The sequence below is a fragment of the Citrobacter sp. XT1-2-2 genome (genome assembly GCF_023516235.1).
In the GTDB taxonomy this organism is placed as follows: Bacteria; Pseudomonadota; Gammaproteobacteria; order Enterobacterales; family Enterobacteriaceae; genus Citrobacter; species Citrobacter werkmanii.
In genome coordinates this window covers 81783-99076 of sequence record NZ_CP097324.1, presented here as the reverse complement: position 1 = coordinate 99076, position 17294 = coordinate 81783, and the positions used below count along the sequence as shown (strand labels likewise).

Sequence of the window (17294 nt, the reverse complement as noted above, 5' to 3'; positions counted from 1 at the left end):
ATGAAAGGCCGTTTACTGGATGCCATCCCGCTCAACTCTCTGACGGGCGTTGGCGCAGCACAAAGCAGTAAACTGGCGAAAATTGGCTTGCACACCGTGCAGGACCTCCTGCTCCACCTCCCTCTGCGCTACGAAGACCGTACTCATCTGTACCCCATTGGCGAACTGCTGCCGGGCGTCTATGCCACCGTTGAAGGCGAAGTGCTGAACTGCAATATCACTTTTGGTGGCCGCCGGATGATGACCTGCCAGATAAGCGATGGCTCCGGCATTCTCACTATGCGCTTCTTCAACTTCAGCGCAGCAATGAAAAACAGCCTCGCCACCGGGCGTCGGGTACTGGCCTATGGCGAGGCGAAACGTGGCAAGTACGGCGCAGAAATGATCCACCCGGAATACCGCGTACAGGGCGATCTCAGCACGCCGGAACTGCAGGAAACGCTCACGCCGGTGTATCCGACCACGGAAGGCGTTAAGCAGGCAACGCTGCGCAAGTTGACCGATCAGGCGCTGGATCTGCTCGATACCTGCGCCATTGCCGAGTTGCTCCCTCCGGAGTTACTACAAGGCATGATGAGCCTGCCGGAAGCGTTGCGCACATTACACCGTCCGCCGCCGACGTTACAGCTTAGCGACCTTGAAACCGGACAACACCCGGCTCAGCGACGCCTGATTCTGGAAGAACTCCTGGCGCACAATCTCAGCATGCTGGCGCTTCGCGCCGGGGCGCAACGTTTTCACGCCCAACCGCTGAGCCCTGACAATCGGCTGAAAGATCAACTGCTGGCGGCGCTCCCCTTTAAACCAACCGGCGCACAGGCCCGGGTCACTGCCGAAATTGAACGCGATATGGCGCTGGATGTCCCAATGATGCGCCTGGTGCAGGGCGATGTCGGTTCCGGTAAAACGCTGGTTGCAGCACTTGCCGCCCTGCGTGCGATTGCGCATGGTAAGCAGGTGGCGCTGATGGCCCCCACTGAATTACTGGCTGAACAGCACGCAAATAATTTCCGCAACTGGTTCGAACCTTTGGGCATTGAAGTGGGTTGGCTGGCGGGTAAGCAAAAAGGTAAAGCACGCCAGGCACAGCAGGAAGCCATCACCAGCGGTCAGGTGCAGATGATTGTCGGCACACACGCAATTTTCCAGGAACAAGTTCAGTTCAACGGGCTGGCGCTGGTGATTATCGACGAACAGCACCGTTTTGGCGTGCATCAGCGTCTGGCGCTGTGGGAGAAAGGCAAGCAGCAGGGTTTCCACCCACACCAGCTCATTATGACCGCCACCCCGATCCCGCGTACTCTGGCCATGACCGCCTATGCCGATCTCGACACGTCCGTCATTGACGAACTGCCGCCGGGGCGTACGCCGGTCACCACAGTGGCGATTCCCGACACCCGCCGTAGCGACATCATTGACCGTGTGCGCAACGCCTGCACCCACGAAGGGCGTCAGGCGTACTGGGTTTGTACACTAATCGAAGAGTCTGATTTATTAGAAGCGCAGGCGGCAGAAGCCACGTGGGAAGAACTTAAGCTTGCCTTACCAGAGCTGAATATTGGCCTGGTGCATGGGCGCATGAAGCCCGCCGAGAAGCAGTCGGTGATGGCCGCCTTTAAGCAGGGTGAATTACATCTGCTGGTCGCCACCACGGTGATTGAAGTGGGTGTGGACGTGCCGAACGCCAGCCTGATGATCATTGAAAACCCGGAGCGATTAGGCCTGGCGCAGTTACACCAGTTGCGTGGCCGCGTAGGCCGCGGCGCCGTGGCTTCCCACTGCGTCCTGCTCTACAAATCTCCGCTGTCAAAAACGGCGCAGAAACGCCTGCAGGTTCTGCGGGACAGCAATGACGGGTTCGTGATTGCACAAAAAGATTTAGAGATCCGCGGACCCGGCGAGCTGTTAGGTACGCGCCAGACCGGAACGGCAGAATTCAAAGTAGCGGATTTATTGCGCGATCAGGCCATGATTCCGGAAGTTCAGCGTATAGCCCGCCATATTCACGAACGTTATCCGCAACAGGCTGCCGCGCTGATAGAGCGCTGGATGCCGGAAACCGAACGTTACTCCAACGCATAATCGATTTATCGCGGCGGATGTTACTCCGCCGCACAGCCGTTATTGCGCAAAAATCGGCAGCAGCAGATACAGCTTAATCACTAACGCGTTGACGATATCGATAAAGAACGCCCCCACCATCGGCACCACCAGGAACGCCATATGGGATGGCCCGAAACGTTCGGTAATTGCCTGCATGTTAGCAATCGCCGTTGGCGTCGCGCCGAGCCCAAAACCGCAGTGGCCGGCTGCCAGTACAGCGGCATCGTAGTTTTTGCCCATCATGCGCCAGGTAACAAATACCGCGTACAACGCCATAAAAATCGTCTGCACAACCAGTATCGCCAGCATCGGCAGCGCCAGAGATGCCAGCTCCCACAGTTTCAGGCTCATCAGCGCCATCGCCAGGAACAGCGACAGGCTCACGTTGCCCAGCACTGAAACCGCCCGTTCGAACACCCGATAAAAGCCCATGAGCGCCAGGCCATTACTGAGGATCACACCAACAAACAGCACGCAGACGAAGGTTGGCAGTTCGAGCACCGTTCCGACCAGCATTTGCGCAACGATTTTACCTAACGTCAGACAGATAGCGATCAGCGCGATAGTTTCAATCAGCACCAGCGAGGTGATTATGCGTCCAACGTCCGGCTTTTCAAACGCGGTCGGTACAGCCTGATCGTCCGGCATACCGTCAGGCGTGGTGGAGTGTTTAACCAGATAGCGCGCCACCGGTCCGCCAATCAGCCCCCCCAACACCAGACCAAAGGTTGCGCAAGCCATTGCGACTTCAGTCGCATTGGTAAAACCGTAGCGCTCAATAAACAACTTGCTCCACGCAGCCCCGGTTCCGTGTCCGCCAGAGAGCGTGATCGAACCGGCAATCAGGCCCATCAACGGATCCAGGCCCAGCAGGCTCGCCATACCGATACCGATGGCGTTCTGCATCAACAGCAGTCCCACAACGACAATCAGAAAAATACCCACCACGCGGCCACCGGCGCGCAGGCTGGCGATATTAGCGTTCAGGCCGATGGTAGCGAAGAACGCCAGCATCAGCGGATCGCGCAGGGTCATATCGAAGTTTACTTCCCAGCCCATGCTTTTTTTCAGCACCAGCAACGCAATCGCCACCAGCAATCCACCGGCTACAGGTTCGGGAATGGTGTATTTTTTCAGGAAGGAGACAGACTGGACGAGCTTACGTCCCAGCAGCAATACAAGGGTTGCCGCAACCAGAGTAGATAACGTATCGAGATAAAACATTTACAGCTCCATTAGTGCGTTTAGCACAATCACGCACGATGCATTCCAGACCGATTTTTTAGCTCTTATTGAGTTTTCGGGGTGGATTTTAAGCAGAAAATGATGAAAAGTTATATAAAAAAGTTTGTTTATCCGTTTTAAATATTAAGAATAACTGCTGGCAAACGTTTGCTTTTCCGCCCTGGTCAGATAAAATCACCGCTTTTCCACCATGGGATTGCCTCTGATGTCCGTTAACGCCGTAGAGTCAACAAATGCGCAACCGGTTGCGCAGACTCACAACAGTGAACTGATTTACCGTCTTGAAGATCGCCCCCCGTTAGCCCAGACCCTGTTTGCCGCCTGTCAGCACCTGCTGGCCATGTTCGTCGCGGTGATCACCCCGGCGCTGTTAATTTGCCAGGCGCTCGGTTTGCCGGCTCAGGATACTCAACACATTATCAGTATGTCGCTGTTCGCTTCCGGCGTAGCTTCTATCATTCAGATCAAAGCTTGGGGGCCGGTTGGTTCCGGGCTGTTATCTATTCAGGGCACCAGCTTTAATTTTGTTGCACCGCTGATTATGGGTGGCACGGCGCTAAAAACCGGTGGCGCAGATGTCCCAACCATGATGGCGGCCCTGTTCGGTACGCTGATGTTAGCGAGCTGCACTGAAATGGTTATCTCGCGTGTACTGCACCTGGCGCGGCGTATTATTACCCCGTTGGTCTCAGGCGTGGTGGTGATGATTATCGGCCTGTCGCTGATTCAGGTGGGTCTGACGTCGATTGGCGGTGGCTATGCCGCAATGAGCGATAACACCTTTGGCGCACCGAAGAATTTACTGCTGGCTGGCGTTGTGCTGGCGCTGATCATCCTGCTTAACCGCCAACGCAACCCGTACCTGCGCGTTGCGTCCCTGGTGATTGCGATGGCGGCAGGCTACCTGCTGGCATGGTTTATGGACATGCTGCCGCAAAATACCGCACCGGTAAGCCAGGACCTGATCATGGTGCCAACGCCGCTGTATTATGGCCTCGGTATCGACTGGAGCTTACTGCTGCCGCTGATGCTGGTCTTTATGATTACGTCGCTGGAAACCATCGGTGATATTACGGCGACCTCCGATGTTTCCGAACAGCCGGTTTCTGGTCCGCTGTATATGAAACGCCTGAAAGGCGGCGTGCTGGCGAACGGTCTGAACTCGTTTGTTTCCGCCGTGTTCAATACCTTCCCGAACTCTTGTTTTGGTCAGAACAATGGGGTCATTCAGTTAACGGGCGTAGCCAGTCGTTACGTCGGTTTTGTGGTGGCGCTGATGCTGATCGCGCTGGGCCTGTTCCCGGCAGTTAGCGGTTTTGTACAGCATATTCCTGAACCGGTATTGGGCGGCGCAACCCTGGTAATGTTCGGTACTATCGCCGCATCTGGCGTGCGTATTGTCTCTCGCGAGCCGCTGAACCGCCGCGCTATTTTGATTATTGCGCTGTCGCTGGCCGTTGGCCTGGGTGTCTCCCAGCAGCCGCTGATTCTGCAATTTGCCCCGGATTGGGTGAAAAATCTGCTCTCCTCAGGCATTGCCGCAGGCGGTATCACCGCTATCGTTCTGAATCTGGTGTTCCCACCAGAGAAGCAATAAGCAAAATGCGGCGTTGGCTCTGAATCAACGCCGCTGTAACGCTCTTTCACCATTCCTGCCTTGAGCATTGCCTCTAAATCGTGCATAACTTGACTATGTGCACTTCGCGGGATGGAAGACCATGAAATTTATTGGAAAGCTGCTTCTTTACGTGCTGATCGCCTGTGCAGTGGCGATTCTCGGCCTTTATTTTCTACTGCAAACCCGTTGGGGCGCAGAGCACGTCAGCGCCTGGGTCTCAGAGAACAGCAGCTATCATCTGGCATTTGATGCTATCGATCACCGGTTTTCTTCCCCTTCCCATATTCTGCTGGAAAACGTCACCTTTGGTCGCGATGGTCAGCCCGCAACGCTGGTCGCTAAAACGGTCGATATTGGGCTGAGCAGTCGCCAAATCACCGACCCGCGGCACGTAGACACTATCCTCTTGCAAAACGGCACGCTGAATCTTTCCCAGCAAACCGCACCGCTACCGTTCCAGGCCGATCGCCTGCAGTTACAGGATATGGCGCTCAACAGCCCCGGCAGCGAGTGGAACCTGAGCGCCCAGCGCGTGAACGGCGGCGTGATTCCCTGGAGCCCTGAGGCAGGTAAAATTCTCGGCAGCAAAGCACAAATTCAGCTCAGCGCCAGCTCATTGACGCTGAACGATGTCCCCACCACCAACGTATTGATTGAAGGCAGCATTGACCATGGTCGGGTGACGCTAAGTAATATTGGCGCAGACGTCGCGCGTGGCGCATTAACCGGCGTGGCGCAGCGCAATACCGACGGTAGCTGGGTGGTAGAGAATCTGCGCCTGAACGATATCCGGCTGCAAAGTGACAAATCGCTGGCCGACTTTTTTGCGCCGCTAACCACTATTCCATCCTTGCAAATTGGTCGTCTGGAAGTGACGGATGCCCGTCTGCAAGGTCCTGACTGGGCGGTCACGGACCTTGATCTGAGTTTGCGGAACATGACGTTTAGCAAAGATGACTGGCAAACACAGGAAGGAAAACTGTCGATGAACGCCAGCGAGTTTATCTACGGTTCACTGCATTTCTTCGATCCGATTCTGAACGCCGAGTTCTCGCCACAGGGCATTGCGCTGCGCCAGTTCACGACCCGCTGGGAAGGGGGAATGCTCAGAACATCCGGAAACTGGATGCGTAACAACAAAGCGCTGGTTCTCGACGATGCCGCGATTGCCGGCCTGGAATATACGCTACCGGAAAACTGGAAACAGCTATGGATGAAGCCTCTGCCAGCCTGGCTAAACAGCCTGACGCTGAAGAAATTCAGCGCCAGCCGTAATCTGGTGATCGACATTGACCCGGCCTTCCCGTGGCAACTCACCGCACTGGACGGTTACGGCGCTAACCTCGGGCTGGTACAGAACAACCAGTGGGGGATCTGGAGCGGTAACGCCACGCTCAACGCCGCTGCTGCCACCTTTAATCGCACCGACGTGCGCCGTCCTTCGCTGGCGCTAACGGCGAACGGCAGTACCATCAATATCAGTGAACTAAGCGCCTATACAGAAAAAGGGCTGCTGGAGGCCACCGCCAGCATTTCGCAACTGCCTCAGCGTCAGGCACAGGTCAGCCTGAACGGGCGCGGCGTGCCAATGACCATCCTGCAACAGTGGGGCTGGCCAGCACTGCCGCTTTCCGGCGACGGTAACATTCAACTCACCGCCAGCGGCAACATTCAGGCCGATACGCCGCTCAAGCCCACAGTCAACGGTCAGTTACATGCGGTGAATGCAGAGAAACAGCAGGTCACGCAGACCATGCAGGCGGGTGTGGTATCAGGTAGTAACGTTGCCTCACCCGTTACGCAGTGATTATTGCCCGGTGGCGCTTCGCTTACCGGGCCTACCGCTCATAAACGCTTATATTCACTGCATAACAACCACTTCACCGGCTCGTCTTCTTCTATCGTCGGGAAACGACCGCCCGGTTCAAGGAAGTGATTGTCATGCTGGTCGTCATTGACCATCGAGATTTCCCAGCCCAGAACAAAGGCTTTCTCAGCCCAGAAACGGTGATACAGTCGCGGCGGCAGACACACTCCCTGCCCCGGTTTTAGCACCAACGTATCACCAGATTTAACGGTACGCCGCTGACCATCGACGCTAACATCAACAATGCGCTGGGAATCATACCCGTCATCGGGCGTGGACCATGCCAGCTGCATACACAAATCGCCGCCGCCACGGTTAACGATATCTTCCATCTTATGGCGATGAAAATGCCACGGTGTTTGTTGATCCTGCTGAATTTGCAGCATCTTTTCGGCATACGGTTTGGGGTAATCGGCTGACCCCATCAGACCATTGCGCAACGTCAGTAACGTCAGTCCCGTTTGCGCAAAATCCCCGCGCCCAAAGTCAGTAACGTCCCAGCCCAGCTGGAGATCGCGCACTTCACGCCACAAAGAGTGGTCCTGTTGTCGCCAGGCGTCGACCGTTAAATACGCAAAATCAGGCAGACAGACCCGAAAGGTCTCGGCGATGGCATGCGCTTTATCGATGACATAATTAATATGTGAACGCTTCATTGCACTTTTCCTTGTTGCGAAAGAGGCGGGCCACCCCGCCTGCATGCCGTTAGTAAAGTGACGCTTTGCCGGTTGAGCCAAACAGTTTCATTTTGTGGCGAATCACGTCCCGCGCGGCGCTGATGGCTTCCGGGTAGATGACGTTCGGGTCCCACCAGGTCTCTTTTGCCAGGATTTCGCGAACTTTCTGGAAGTAGGCATATTTCATATCGCTGGAAATGTTGATTTTGCCCACGCCGAGCGTAACGGATTCAGCGATTTCCGCATCCGGATTCGCGGAACCACCGTGCAGCACCAGCGGAATGTCCACCCGCCCGGCGATATCGCGCAGGATGTTCATTTGCAGCTCTGGCTGCATCCCTTTCGGGTAGATCCCGTGCGCGGTACCAATCGCCACTGCCAGCGTATCGGCCCCGGTACGGGCGATAAAATCCTGCGCCTGGGCGGGATCGGTGTAGGTAACCTTCGACACGCCGCCTTCCACGGACGTTCCGGTCTGGCCAATCGTTCCCAGCTCGCCTTCAACCGAAACACCTACCGCATGCGCCAGCTTGACCACTTCGCGGGTCAGCGCCACGTTCTCTTCATACGGCAGCAGCGAGCCATCAATCATCACCGAGGTAAATCCACACTGAATTGCCCGCAGGACATGCTCTACCGAAGCGCCGTGATCCAGATGCAAAGTAAAGGGGACCGGGCTACGCAGGGTGATATCTCGCACATAGCTAAAGAACGCATCGCCGAGGAAATCATGTTCGCTGGGGTGAATGGAGATAATCGCTGGGGTGTTGGTCGCTTCCGCTTCTTCCACCACCGCACGCACAAAGCAGCTATCCGCTACGTTGAATGCGCCGATGGCAAAACCGTGCTGACGGGTCGGTTGCAGTAATGCTTTCATCGAAACTAACATGTTAATTCTCCAGTTTCAGGGTGTAGAAAGCCCTGCCAGTGCGTCATCGCAGAGGCATAAAAGGCGTTACAGAAAATGAATCAGGCCTGGTCGATAGCGCCGCTGGCCTGTAGATACGGAATAATGGCTTCCTCGCAGGCCTGCTCCATCAGGGCCAGGGCATCAACAAGTTCGCAGGATGTGTCGCGACACAAGGTGTGCAATAGCGCGGCCTTTCCGGCTTCGAAGACCGCCGCGCCAACATTAATCTTGGCGACGCCAAACGTCGGGCAACGCTGTAGCTGGTCAAACGGCGTCCCGCTACCGCCATGCAGCGCCAGCGGCACCGTTGATAAACGGGCAATTTCCTCCAGCCGTTGAAAATCAATGGCTGGCGTTACGCCCGGCGCGTACATACCGTGCGCCGTACCGACCGACACCGCCAGTAAATCAATCCCGGTCTGTTGGATAAATGGCTCCACGTCAGCGGCCTGAGTCATCAAATCAGCGTTAGCGGCATGGTCATAGCGCGGGGCGTCGGCCAGGTGGCCCAGCTCGCCTTCCACGCACAGAGAAACGCTGGCTGCGAGCTCGACCACCGCCCGGGTCTGGCGAATGTTTTCTTCCAGCGCAAAGGCGGAGGCGTCGATCATTAACCCGCTGAATCCGGCGCGAAAAGCCTGGCGAATGCGTACAGGATCCTTTCCATGATCTAACGCCAGCGCGATCGGTACCGAAGCTTCCTCTGCCAGCGCTTTGACCACCGCCGCCGCTATCGGTGCCGGAAAATGGTCCAGATGCCCCTGATACAGATTCAGAATAATGGGCGCACGGTGTTTCTCTGCCACCCGCACCGCCGCACGGGCGCTTTCCAGGTTCATACAGTTGATAGCCAGCAGTGCATACTGCCCGCGCCAGGCTTTCGTCACCATGCTTTTCATATCGGCAAACATACGACCTCCGGTTATTCCAGGGTGAAGGTGATCTCTTCGTCTTTCAGCTTTTGATCGCTGAGCTCATCAAACTCTTCGTCACGCTCGGTCACCGGTTTCTTCCACAGCGATAACATGACGCCGCAAATCACCGTCCCGATCCCCAGCGCCAGGCAAAACAGCAGCGGATGCGTAAAGAGTGGAACCACAAACATGCCGCCGTGCGGTACCGGGCTTTCAACGCCCCATACCATAATCAGGCCACCCGCTATCGCCGAGGCCACCACGCAGGAGCCCACCACGCGCAGCAGATCACGCGCCGCAATCGGAATAACCCCTTCGGTTATCATGCAGATCCCCATCGGGAATGCCGCTTTCAGCGCCTCACGTTCCGCACGGGTGTACTTGTGACGCGTGAGCAGGAAGGAGAGCGTAATGCCGAACGGAGGGATTATCGAACCAACAAACTTCACCGCTTCGGGGCCATACACGCCGCTGACCAGCATGCCGTCAGCGAACAGTGACATGGTTTTATTCACCGGACCGCCGAAGTCGAATGTCGCCATTGCGCCGAGAATGGCGCCCATCAGGAAGCGTGACCCGCCTTGCATGGACTCCAGCAGATGAATTAGCGCATCCTGCAGCCAGGCTATCGGCTTGCCAATCAGCGTCATCATCAGCAACCCGCCGATGACGGTGCTCAATACGGGCAGCACCATGATGGGCATCAGACCCTGCATCGACTGCGGTAAACGGATATAGCGTTTGAGCAGCAGGACGGTATAGCCAACCAGGAAGCCGCCCAGCATCCCGCCAATAAAACCGGTATGAATTTCGCCGCAGACAAAGCCGACAATCAGACCCGGCGCAAATCCGGGGCGATCGGCAATGGAGTACGCAATCGCCGCGCTAATCAGCGGCACGATTAACCCCATCCCCCAGCCGCCAATCTGATTGAGCATCCAGGGGATAGTTCCTGTTTTTTCACCCACGTTAGTACCGCCAAGTATTTGTCCGAGGGCAATACAGATCCCGGCGGCTACAATTAACGGGATCATCCACGAGATCCCCGTTAATAAATGTTTTTTTATTTCCTGAGATAGCGGAATTTTATTTTCACTCATGTGAAATCCCTCCAGAATGAGGATCGCTACTGGTTATTATTAACTAATGATTTTTCGACCTTTTCAAGAAACTGAATGGGCGATTTTATGACGATTTCGGTTTTTACTCGCACAATGCGTTTATTTGAGAAGCGTTCCTCCCCTTTTATTTTGACATCGACGGCAAGAATCACGACATCCGCGGCAGAAATATCATCTGCCAGCAGTTCGTTTTCCGTACCGATGGTGCCCTGGGTTTCAACTTTTATATTATGCCCAAGCGCTTTAGCACCTTTAATTAATTTTTCACGGGCAATATAGGTGTGCGCAATACCCGCCGTACAGGCGGCAACACAAACAATATTCATAACATGCTCCACATTTTATTTAGCAGACGTTGGATTCAGCATATTGGCTAAACAGCTCAATAATTTTCTGTGGACTACTTTCAACTAAGAGTTGTTCAATAATGTCATCATCCGCTAGCGCGCCGGCAACCTGCGAGAGCAGACGAATATGGGTAGTGTTTTGATCTTCAAGACGTACGGCAAACAGAATGATGCAGCGCACATTGCTGCCGTCCAGGGTTTCCCAGGGAATATCCTGACGGGTACGACCAATCGCCAGGGTGGTATTAACCACCGCCGAGGATTTCCCGTGGGGGATCGCAATATGATTTTCGAAGCCGGTCGAACCCTCGGATTCACGCTGCCAGACATCCTGAATAAACGTTTCCCGGCAGCTAATTGCCCCATCCTTTTGCAGAATATCAGTAAGTTCCTCAATAGCCTCCGTTTTGTTCGTAGCCTTCATATCCAAAATAACGCGATTTGTATTGAGAATTTTCGTGATGTCCATCAATCATACCTCATGGAGTTCAGACATTAATTTTCAACGACCAGCGATGTCGCCCGATGTAATTTTTCCGTAATAACCGTTTCCGTTACCCGCTTAATATCCGCATCATTGAAAAAGGCGGTGACATAGACAACCGGCATGGCAATGGCGGGTAAATTAATGGTCGATACCACCAGCTCAATATCGTCCGTCAGTACGGAGGGCAAACTGCCAGCTGACACCACGCCGACAATTGTCCAGTCCGGAAAGGCGCGCAGAATGCGGCTCTTGAGTAAATGCGAAGTGCCAATCCCGGTTGAGCAGACTAACAACACCCGCTTACGCGCTATCTGGCGCTCCATTGCGGCCTGAAAATGGACGGTTAAGTATCCCACCTCATCTTCCGAAACGGCCCGCTCGCCCCAACCGCAAAATACCCGATTCACCGCACACTGGGTCAAACGCCAGACGTCCTGCAACTCGCCTTTGATATCCTCCAGTAGCGGATTACGAATGCGGATCTGGTAGTTCAGGCGGTTAATCAGCGGCTTAATATGGATCAGCAACCCGTCATACAGCGCAGTATCCTGGCTGAGATCGCTGTCGACCATCTCGGCGAAGATGGCAATCAGTCGATGGGTAATCAAGCGCGCTTCGTCACTGGAGTGCATATGACCAATCACGCTCACATCATTATGTTCCTCAATCACCACGCCGGACGAGATAATATATTGATAGATAAACCAGACCTCGTCTTCCGGCAGCGGGTGAGCGATGCGTTTTTCGATATGCTGAATCATACGACTGGCAATAGAAAAAATATTCTCGTCGCATGAGGTGATGTTTTCATCTTTTCTCGGCAGCGCATTTCCGCGTGTGATGCGGTACATCATGATCAAAATATGGGTGAAGATATTGACGTAATAAGGCTCCCCCAATGACCAACACAGGTCGTTCTCCATTTCCTGCAGCAGCGTCTGGACAAATAAAACGTCTTCCTCGCCGAAGTAATGCACCAACGCTTTATAGCTGCCGGGATCAAGACGCGAATACACCATGCTGCCGGGTTCATTATGGTTAATAACACCGTTAATCAGCGATGCCATCGCCTGGCGCACGCTGCTCTCACTACCTTCAATGTGCGTGCCGCTTTGACTGCGGATAAGCGATAACCCCAATGGCGTTATCCAGGATTCAATCACTTTCAGATCGTTAACAATCGATGCGCTACTAATAAAATAACGCTCAGATAATTTACTGATCGACGTTTCATGCGGCGTTTCGCTTAATAATTGCGATGCTATCTTAACGCGCCGCGAATTACTCATCATACCGTCAGTATCATCACCCTCGTTCCCTAATAACTGGTCCAGATACAAAAGGTCTGTAATATTATCGGCACTTAATATTACGCCTGCGCCAGTACGTTTATCGATGGCTATTTTCCATTCCGCTAACCATGGTTCCAGTAACCGCAGATCGCGCTGCACGGTTTTCTCTGAAACCGATAAATATTCGGCAATTTTCAGCAGCGTGACATATTCCTTCCGGGACAGGAGGAATTTTAATAATCTGTTTTGTCGCGAGGTAATCATTTGCATTATTTACCCTTATCACACACCAGATTAAATATCTAAAGAAGCGTTTATGCTCCACGTGTAATCCGTGATGATAAATATAAGAGGACTACGATGCGCCAACAATACTAAATCGTGTCCTGTATTCCGGACAGAAATAAGACAAAACGGGGAAATAGTGAGATATTTACGGCGCAGATCACATTTTTTACGGGAATTAGAGTGATAGCGCTCGCAAATATGGGTAGGTAAAATTTTAAGTCAGAATATTTTTGATTTTCAGATCTGGAACGCTGCTCGCAGCGTGGGCCGGATAAAACACATCCGGCACCACGTAGACTGAATTTACAGGGTAATCGTCAGAGTATCACCTTCAGGCGCTACCACTACGCCCTGCTCACTGCCGGCATATGAACCGCCCTTCACGCCGCTAATTTGCGGAATATTACGCAGGCACAACGTCCAGTTACGCGCTTCACCGCGACCTTGTACGGTGATGGTTTTACCCGCACGTATCGCCTTCAGCGTGAAGATAACCGACCCGTCAGCAGCCGGGACCTCACAGACCGCTTCCCTATCCTCTTGCAAATGGAACAACTGGAATGCGGTCCCTTCATGCCAGGCATAGTCCGGCTTCTGGTTATTACTGCCCAGCGCCAGCAGGGTGTTGTCGCGCACGTACACCGGCAGACTGAGGAAGTCATGCTGCTGTTTGTACCAGCGGCAGCCCTGCACTTCGTCGTTGTGCCACAGATGCGTCCAGCGGCCTTCCGGCAGATAAAACTGCACGTTACCGGCTTCGGAGAAGACTGGCGCCACCATTACCGAATCACCCAGCATATACTGGCGATCGAGATAGTCGCATGCAGGATCGTCCGGGAACTCCAGCATCATGGCGCGCAGCATCGGCGTGCCGTGTTCGTTCGCCAGCGCGGCCTGACGATACAAATACGGCATCAGGCGGCACTTCATTTCGGTGAAATAACGCACCACATCGCAGGACTCTTCATCGTACGCCCATGGCACGCGGTAGGATTTGCTGCCGTGCAGGCGGCTATGGCTGGAGAGCAGCCCGAATGCACACCAGCGCTTGTAGACGTCCGCCGGGGCGGTGTTTTCGAAGCCGCCAATGTCGTGGCTCCAGAAGCCAAAGCCGGAGAGACCAATGGATAAGCCGCCGCGCAAGCTTTCGGCCATGGATTCATAGTTGGCGTAGCAGTCCCCGCCCCAGTGCACCGGAAACTGCTGCGCGCCCACGGAGGCGGAACGGGCGAACAGCACCGCCTCTTCTTCTCCGACGGTCTCTTTCAGCACGTTCCACACCAGTTCGTTGTAGATGTAGGCATAATGGTTGTGCATTTTCTGCGGGTCTGAGCCATCAAACCACTGCACATCCGTTGGAATGCGTTCACCGAAATCAGTTTTGAAGCAGTCCACGCCCATCTCCACCAGACCTTTCAGCTTGTTGGCATACCATTCGCAGGCTTGCGGGTTGGTGAAGTCGTAAATTGCCAGCCCCGGCTGCCATTTATCCCACTGCCACAGGGAACCGTCCGGGCGTTTGAGCAGATAACCTTTCTCTTTCAGCTCCTTGAAAACAGGTGATTTCTGACCGATGTACGGATTGATCCATACGCAGACTTTCAGCCCTTTCGCTTTCAGGCGCTGAATCATGCCTTTCGGGTCCGGGAAGGTCACCGGGTCCCACTCGAAGTCACACCACTGGAAAGCCTTCATCCAGAAGCAGTCGAAGTGGAAAACGTGCAGCGGTAGATTGCGCTCGGACATGCCGTCGATAAAGCTGTTCACCGTCGCTTCGTCATAGTTGGTGGTAAACGAGGTGGTCAGCCACAGGCCGAACGACCAGGCGGGCGGTAGTGCTGGACGACCGGTAAAGCGGGTATAGCGATCCAGCACCGCTTTCGGCGTCGGGCCGTCGATGACGAAATATTCCAGATACTCGCTTTCGACGCTGAACTGCACTTTCGATACTTTCTCAGAGCCAATTTCAAACGATACGCACTGCGGATGGTTCACCAGCACGCCGTAGCCACGGTTGGTGATATAAAACGGGATGTTCTTGTAAGACTGCTCGGTACTGGTGCCGCCATCGCGGTTCCAGGTCTCTACCGTCTGCCCATTACGCACCAACGCGGTAAAGCGCTCGCCCAGCCCGTACACCGTATCACCGACGCCCAGATCCAGGCGCTCGAACATGTAATTGCGTCCGCTGTTGGCGTCCTGTACATAGCCGTTGTTTTTCAACTGGCTGCCGGTAATGCGTTCACCGTTACGCAGGAAATCCAGCGACCAGAACTCGCCTTTGGTGACGCGAACGCTCAAATTACCGCTCTTCAGCTCAGCGAACTTAGCGGTGTTCTGCATCTCAACGTTTACGTCCTGCTGCACGTTCAGCGGGTAATGCGGACCGGTATCCAACGCGCCCTGGAAGTGTTCCATCCGGACACCCACCACGCCTTCCTGCGGCGAAAAAAGGCGCAGCGTGAACAACGGGGTATCGAGTTGCCAGGTCCGTTCACGTACGTCACGCGGCGCAACGTAGACCAGCATCTCATTACCTTGCTGTTCAACCTCGAACACCTGGACAGGGTTAATCACATTCAGGCCGGGCTGAATCAGCCAGTTTCCGTCGCTAATTTTCATAATCGGTTCCTTAGTTCTGTAATTCTTTCGTCGTAAAATCTTGCTGATTACGGTGCGCACCCTGCGCCAGCTGACGCATAATTTCAGTCAGATACGGGGTTTTCAGGGTGTAGAAGCGTTTGGCAATCACGGCACTCAGCAGGTAGCAAATAGCCGGAATAAGGGTGAACAATGCAATGATGATGGTGATGGTGGCGCTGTTTTGCGTTTTCGCCGCGGCATCGTAGCCACCGCCTGCCAGCATCCAGCCGATCAGCGCCCCGCCAAGCGCCAGACCCAGCTTGAGCACGAACAACGTTCCCGCAAAACTGATGCCCGTCAGACGTTTGCCGTTACACCACTCGCCGTAATCAACGGTGTCGGACATCATTACCCACTGGATTGGCGTTACGAGCTGATGCAGGACGCCAATCACGAAGATAAAGACGAACATGGTGATGTTGGCGTGCATCGGCACGAAGAACATCGCCACGCTGATGACGGCCAGCAGGGCATTCGTCCACCAGAAAACGCTGACTTTGCATTTCCAGTCAGTCAGCGGTTTTGCCAGCGCAGAGCCAATCAGATTGCCGACGCAATAGGTGGTAAGGAAAGCGACAAATACTTCCGGTGTGCCCAAAATCCAGGTGACGTAATACATCATCGCGCCGCCGCGAATGCAGACCGCCATAATGTTGAGGATGGTGAGCAAGCCGACAATGCGCCACTGGTCGTTCTGCCAGATATCACGCAGGTCTTCACGCATTGAATTGTTGGTTGGCGGCGCTTCAACACGTTCTTTGGTGGTGAAAAAGCAAAATGCGAGCATCAGGAACGCCACAACCGAGAGCACTGCGATTCCCCCCTGGAAGCCCAGCGCCTTATTTTCGCCGCCAATCAGCTTTACCAGCGGCATCATCAGGACGGTGGAGAGCATGCCGCCCGCCGTCGCCAGCACAAAGCGCCACGACTGCAGGGAGATGCGCTGCGTCGGGTCATTGGTGATCACGCCGCCCAGCGCGCAATAAGGGATATTGACCACGGTATAAAGCAGGGTTAGCAGCGTGTAGGTGATGACGGCATAAATCATTTTGCCGTGCAGGCTGAAGTCCGGCGTGCTGTAGGCAAGCACACAAACCAGACCAAACGGCAGCGCGCCAAACAGCACCCACGGACGAAATTTCCCCCAGCGTGAACGGGTACGGTCAGCAAGCAGCCCCATGCAGGGGTCTGAGATGGCATCCAACGCGCGGGCCAGTAAGAACATGGTGCCGACAAAGCCGGCTGGGATACCAAAGATATCGGTATAAAAGAACATCATATATAACATGACATTATCGAAGATGATGTGGCTGGCGGCATCGCCCATGCCGTAGCCAATCTTCTCCTTAACAGACAGAATCTCACTTTTCATTACGCATCCTTGTTTGCACTTTCACACGCACTGGTACCGGTTACAGTTCTTGTAAACCATCCCTGTGAGCGCGGGTATTGCGATATCTCGTTATCAAATTACGATTCTTGTTTTCTGTGATCAGGGTAGCGTCTAAAAATGTGTCCAAGTGTAAGTAATGGATTTTGCGAGGATTTATTTGAAACGGGTCATGGTATGGAGAAACGGAAGTTAAAAAAGTGAGTGAGGGGGTGTGGAAACCCGAGGAAGTAGCTATAATGCGCCCCGCCTCCATGTAGCAATCGAGGCGCGGAAGATCGTCATCTCCGGTGAGGTGGCTGGACTTCAAATCCAGTTGGGGACGCCAGCGTTCCCGGGCAGGTTCGACTCCTGTGATCTTCCGCCAAATTTCCTCCTCACCCATCCGAGAA

Annotated in this window: 13 protein-coding genes and 1 tRNA gene; 4 read left to right on the top strand and 10 right to left on the bottom strand. The window is 54.3% G+C overall.

Going from position 1 to position 17294, the window contains the following annotated elements:
- Nucleotides 1–2082, top strand: a complete 2082-nt coding sequence (gene recG / locus M4I31_RS00470; protein WP_085049112.1) for an ATP-dependent DNA helicase RecG — start codon at nt 1–3, stop codon at nt 2080–2082.
- Between the two features lie 39 nt (nt 2083–2121).
- Here the strand turns inward: recG and gltS are convergent, their stop codons facing one another.
- Nucleotides 2122–3327 carry a sodium/glutamate symporter gene (gene gltS, locus M4I31_RS00465; protein ID WP_069323698.1) on the bottom strand — a complete coding sequence of 402 codons (1206 nt, stop codon included), beginning with the start codon at nt 3325–3327 and terminating at the stop codon, nt 2122–2124.
- A 226-nt stretch (nt 3328–3553) separates the two neighbouring features.
- Between gltS and xanP the strand changes: the two genes are divergently transcribed.
- Together xanP and M4I31_RS00455 are read left to right on the top strand one after the other, a co-directional pair.
- Nucleotides 3554–4945: a xanthine/proton symporter XanP gene (xanP, locus tag M4I31_RS00460; protein WP_038635433.1), complete on the top strand. Its 1392-nt coding sequence runs from the start codon at nt 3554–3556 to the stop codon at nt 4943–4945.
- Nucleotides 4946–5066: 121 nt separating this feature from the next.
- Complete coding sequence (locus tag M4I31_RS00455) at nt 5067–6773, top strand: AsmA family protein (RefSeq protein WP_085049113.1); 1707 nt, start codon at nt 5067–5069, stop codon at nt 6771–6773.
- 38 nt (nt 6774–6811) lie between these two features.
- Here the strand turns inward: M4I31_RS00455 and M4I31_RS00450 are convergent, their stop codons facing one another.
- The 9 genes from M4I31_RS00450 to M4I31_RS00410 all read right to left on the bottom strand — a co-directional run bounded on the left by M4I31_RS00450 (nt 6812) and on the right by M4I31_RS00410 (nt 16884).
- Nucleotides 6812–7489 (bottom strand): D-lyxose/D-mannose family sugar isomerase, encoded by a 678-nt coding sequence (locus M4I31_RS00450; protein WP_085049114.1) that lies wholly within the window; start codon nt 7487–7489, stop codon nt 6812–6814.
- 49 nt (nt 7490–7538) lie between these two features.
- Entirely contained in the window at nt 7539–8399 is an 861-nt protein-coding gene (locus tag M4I31_RS00445) for a ketose-bisphosphate aldolase (protein WP_085049115.1), read from the bottom strand.
- 80 nt (nt 8400–8479) lie between these two features.
- Nucleotides 8480–9331 (bottom strand): class II fructose-bisphosphate aldolase, encoded by an 852-nt coding sequence (locus M4I31_RS00440; RefSeq protein WP_085049116.1) that lies wholly within the window; start codon nt 9329–9331, stop codon nt 8480–8482.
- Between the two features lie 11 nt (nt 9332–9342).
- A complete protein-coding gene (locus M4I31_RS00435; RefSeq protein WP_042311543.1) occupies nt 9343–10434 on the bottom strand; it encodes a PTS fructose transporter subunit IIC in 1092 nt (363 codons plus the stop codon).
- Between the two features lie 26 nt (nt 10435–10460).
- Nucleotides 10461–10781, bottom strand: a complete 321-nt coding sequence (locus M4I31_RS00430) for a PTS fructose transporter subunit IIB (RefSeq protein WP_006687645.1) — start codon at nt 10779–10781, stop codon at nt 10461–10463.
- Nucleotides 10782–10800: 19 nt separating this feature from the next.
- Nucleotides 10801–11271 carry a PTS sugar transporter subunit IIA gene (locus tag M4I31_RS00425; protein WP_003024008.1) on the bottom strand — a complete coding sequence of 157 codons (471 nt, stop codon included), beginning with the start codon at nt 11269–11271 and terminating at the stop codon, nt 10801–10803.
- A gap of 26 nt (nt 11272–11297) precedes the next feature.
- Entirely contained in the window at nt 11298–12851 is a 1554-nt protein-coding gene (locus M4I31_RS00420; RefSeq protein ID WP_069323692.1) for a transcription antiterminator, read from the bottom strand.
- Nucleotides 12852–13172: 321 nt separating this feature from the next.
- Nucleotides 13173–15491 (bottom strand): alpha-xylosidase, encoded by a 2319-nt coding sequence (gene yicI, locus M4I31_RS00415; RefSeq protein WP_085049117.1) that lies wholly within the window; start codon nt 15489–15491, stop codon nt 13173–13175.
- Between the two features lie 10 nt (nt 15492–15501).
- Nucleotides 15502–16884, bottom strand: a complete 1383-nt coding sequence (locus M4I31_RS00410; protein WP_038635456.1) for a glycoside-pentoside-hexuronide family transporter — start codon at nt 16882–16884, stop codon at nt 15502–15504.
- Nucleotides 16885–17174: 290 nt separating this feature from the next.
- On the opposite strand from M4I31_RS00410, the gene M4I31_RS00405 reads away from it, so the two are divergent.
- Nucleotides 17175–17269 (top strand) — tRNA-Sec (locus M4I31_RS00405).
- The last annotated feature ends 25 nt before the right edge of the window (nt 17270–17294 follow it).

Bases quoted from the DNA above. Each gene is read 5' to 3' on its own strand.
- recG (WP_085049112.1), top strand. From the start codon at position 1: ATGAAAGGCCGTTTACTGGATGCCATCCCGCTCAACTCTCTGACGGGC.
- gltS (WP_069323698.1), bottom strand. From the start codon at position 3,327: ATGTTTTATCTCGATACGTTATCTACTCTGGTTGCGGCAACCCTTGTA.
- xanP (WP_038635433.1), top strand. From the start codon at position 3,554: ATGTCCGTTAACGCCGTAGAGTCAACAAATGCGCAACCGGTTGCGCAG.
- M4I31_RS00455 (WP_085049113.1), top strand. From the start codon at position 5,067: ATGAAATTTATTGGAAAGCTGCTTCTTTACGTGCTGATCGCCTGTGCA.
- M4I31_RS00450 (WP_085049114.1), bottom strand. From the start codon at position 7,489: ATGAAGCGTTCACATATTAATTATGTCATCGATAAAGCGCATGCCATC.
- M4I31_RS00445 (WP_085049115.1), bottom strand. From the start codon at position 8,399: ATGTTAGTTTCGATGAAAGCATTACTGCAACCGACCCGTCAGCACGGT.
- M4I31_RS00440 (WP_085049116.1), bottom strand. From the start codon at position 9,331: ATGTTTGCCGATATGAAAAGCATGGTGACGAAAGCCTGGCGCGGGCAG.
- M4I31_RS00435 (WP_042311543.1), bottom strand. From the start codon at position 10,434: ATGAGTGAAAATAAAATTCCGCTATCTCAGGAAATAAAAAAACATTTA.
- M4I31_RS00430 (WP_006687645.1), bottom strand. From the start codon at position 10,781: ATGAATATTGTTTGTGTTGCCGCCTGTACGGCGGGTATTGCGCACACC.
- M4I31_RS00425 (WP_003024008.1), bottom strand. From the start codon at position 11,271: ATGGACATCACGAAAATTCTCAATACAAATCGCGTTATTTTGGATATG.
- M4I31_RS00420 (WP_069323692.1), bottom strand. From the start codon at position 12,851: ATGCAAATGATTACCTCGCGACAAAACAGATTATTAAAATTCCTCCTG.
- yicI (WP_085049117.1), bottom strand. From the start codon at position 15,491: ATGAAAATTAGCGACGGAAACTGGCTGATTCAGCCCGGCCTGAATGTG.
- M4I31_RS00410 (WP_038635456.1), bottom strand. From the start codon at position 16,884: ATGAAAAGTGAGATTCTGTCTGTTAAGGAGAAGATTGGCTACGGCATG.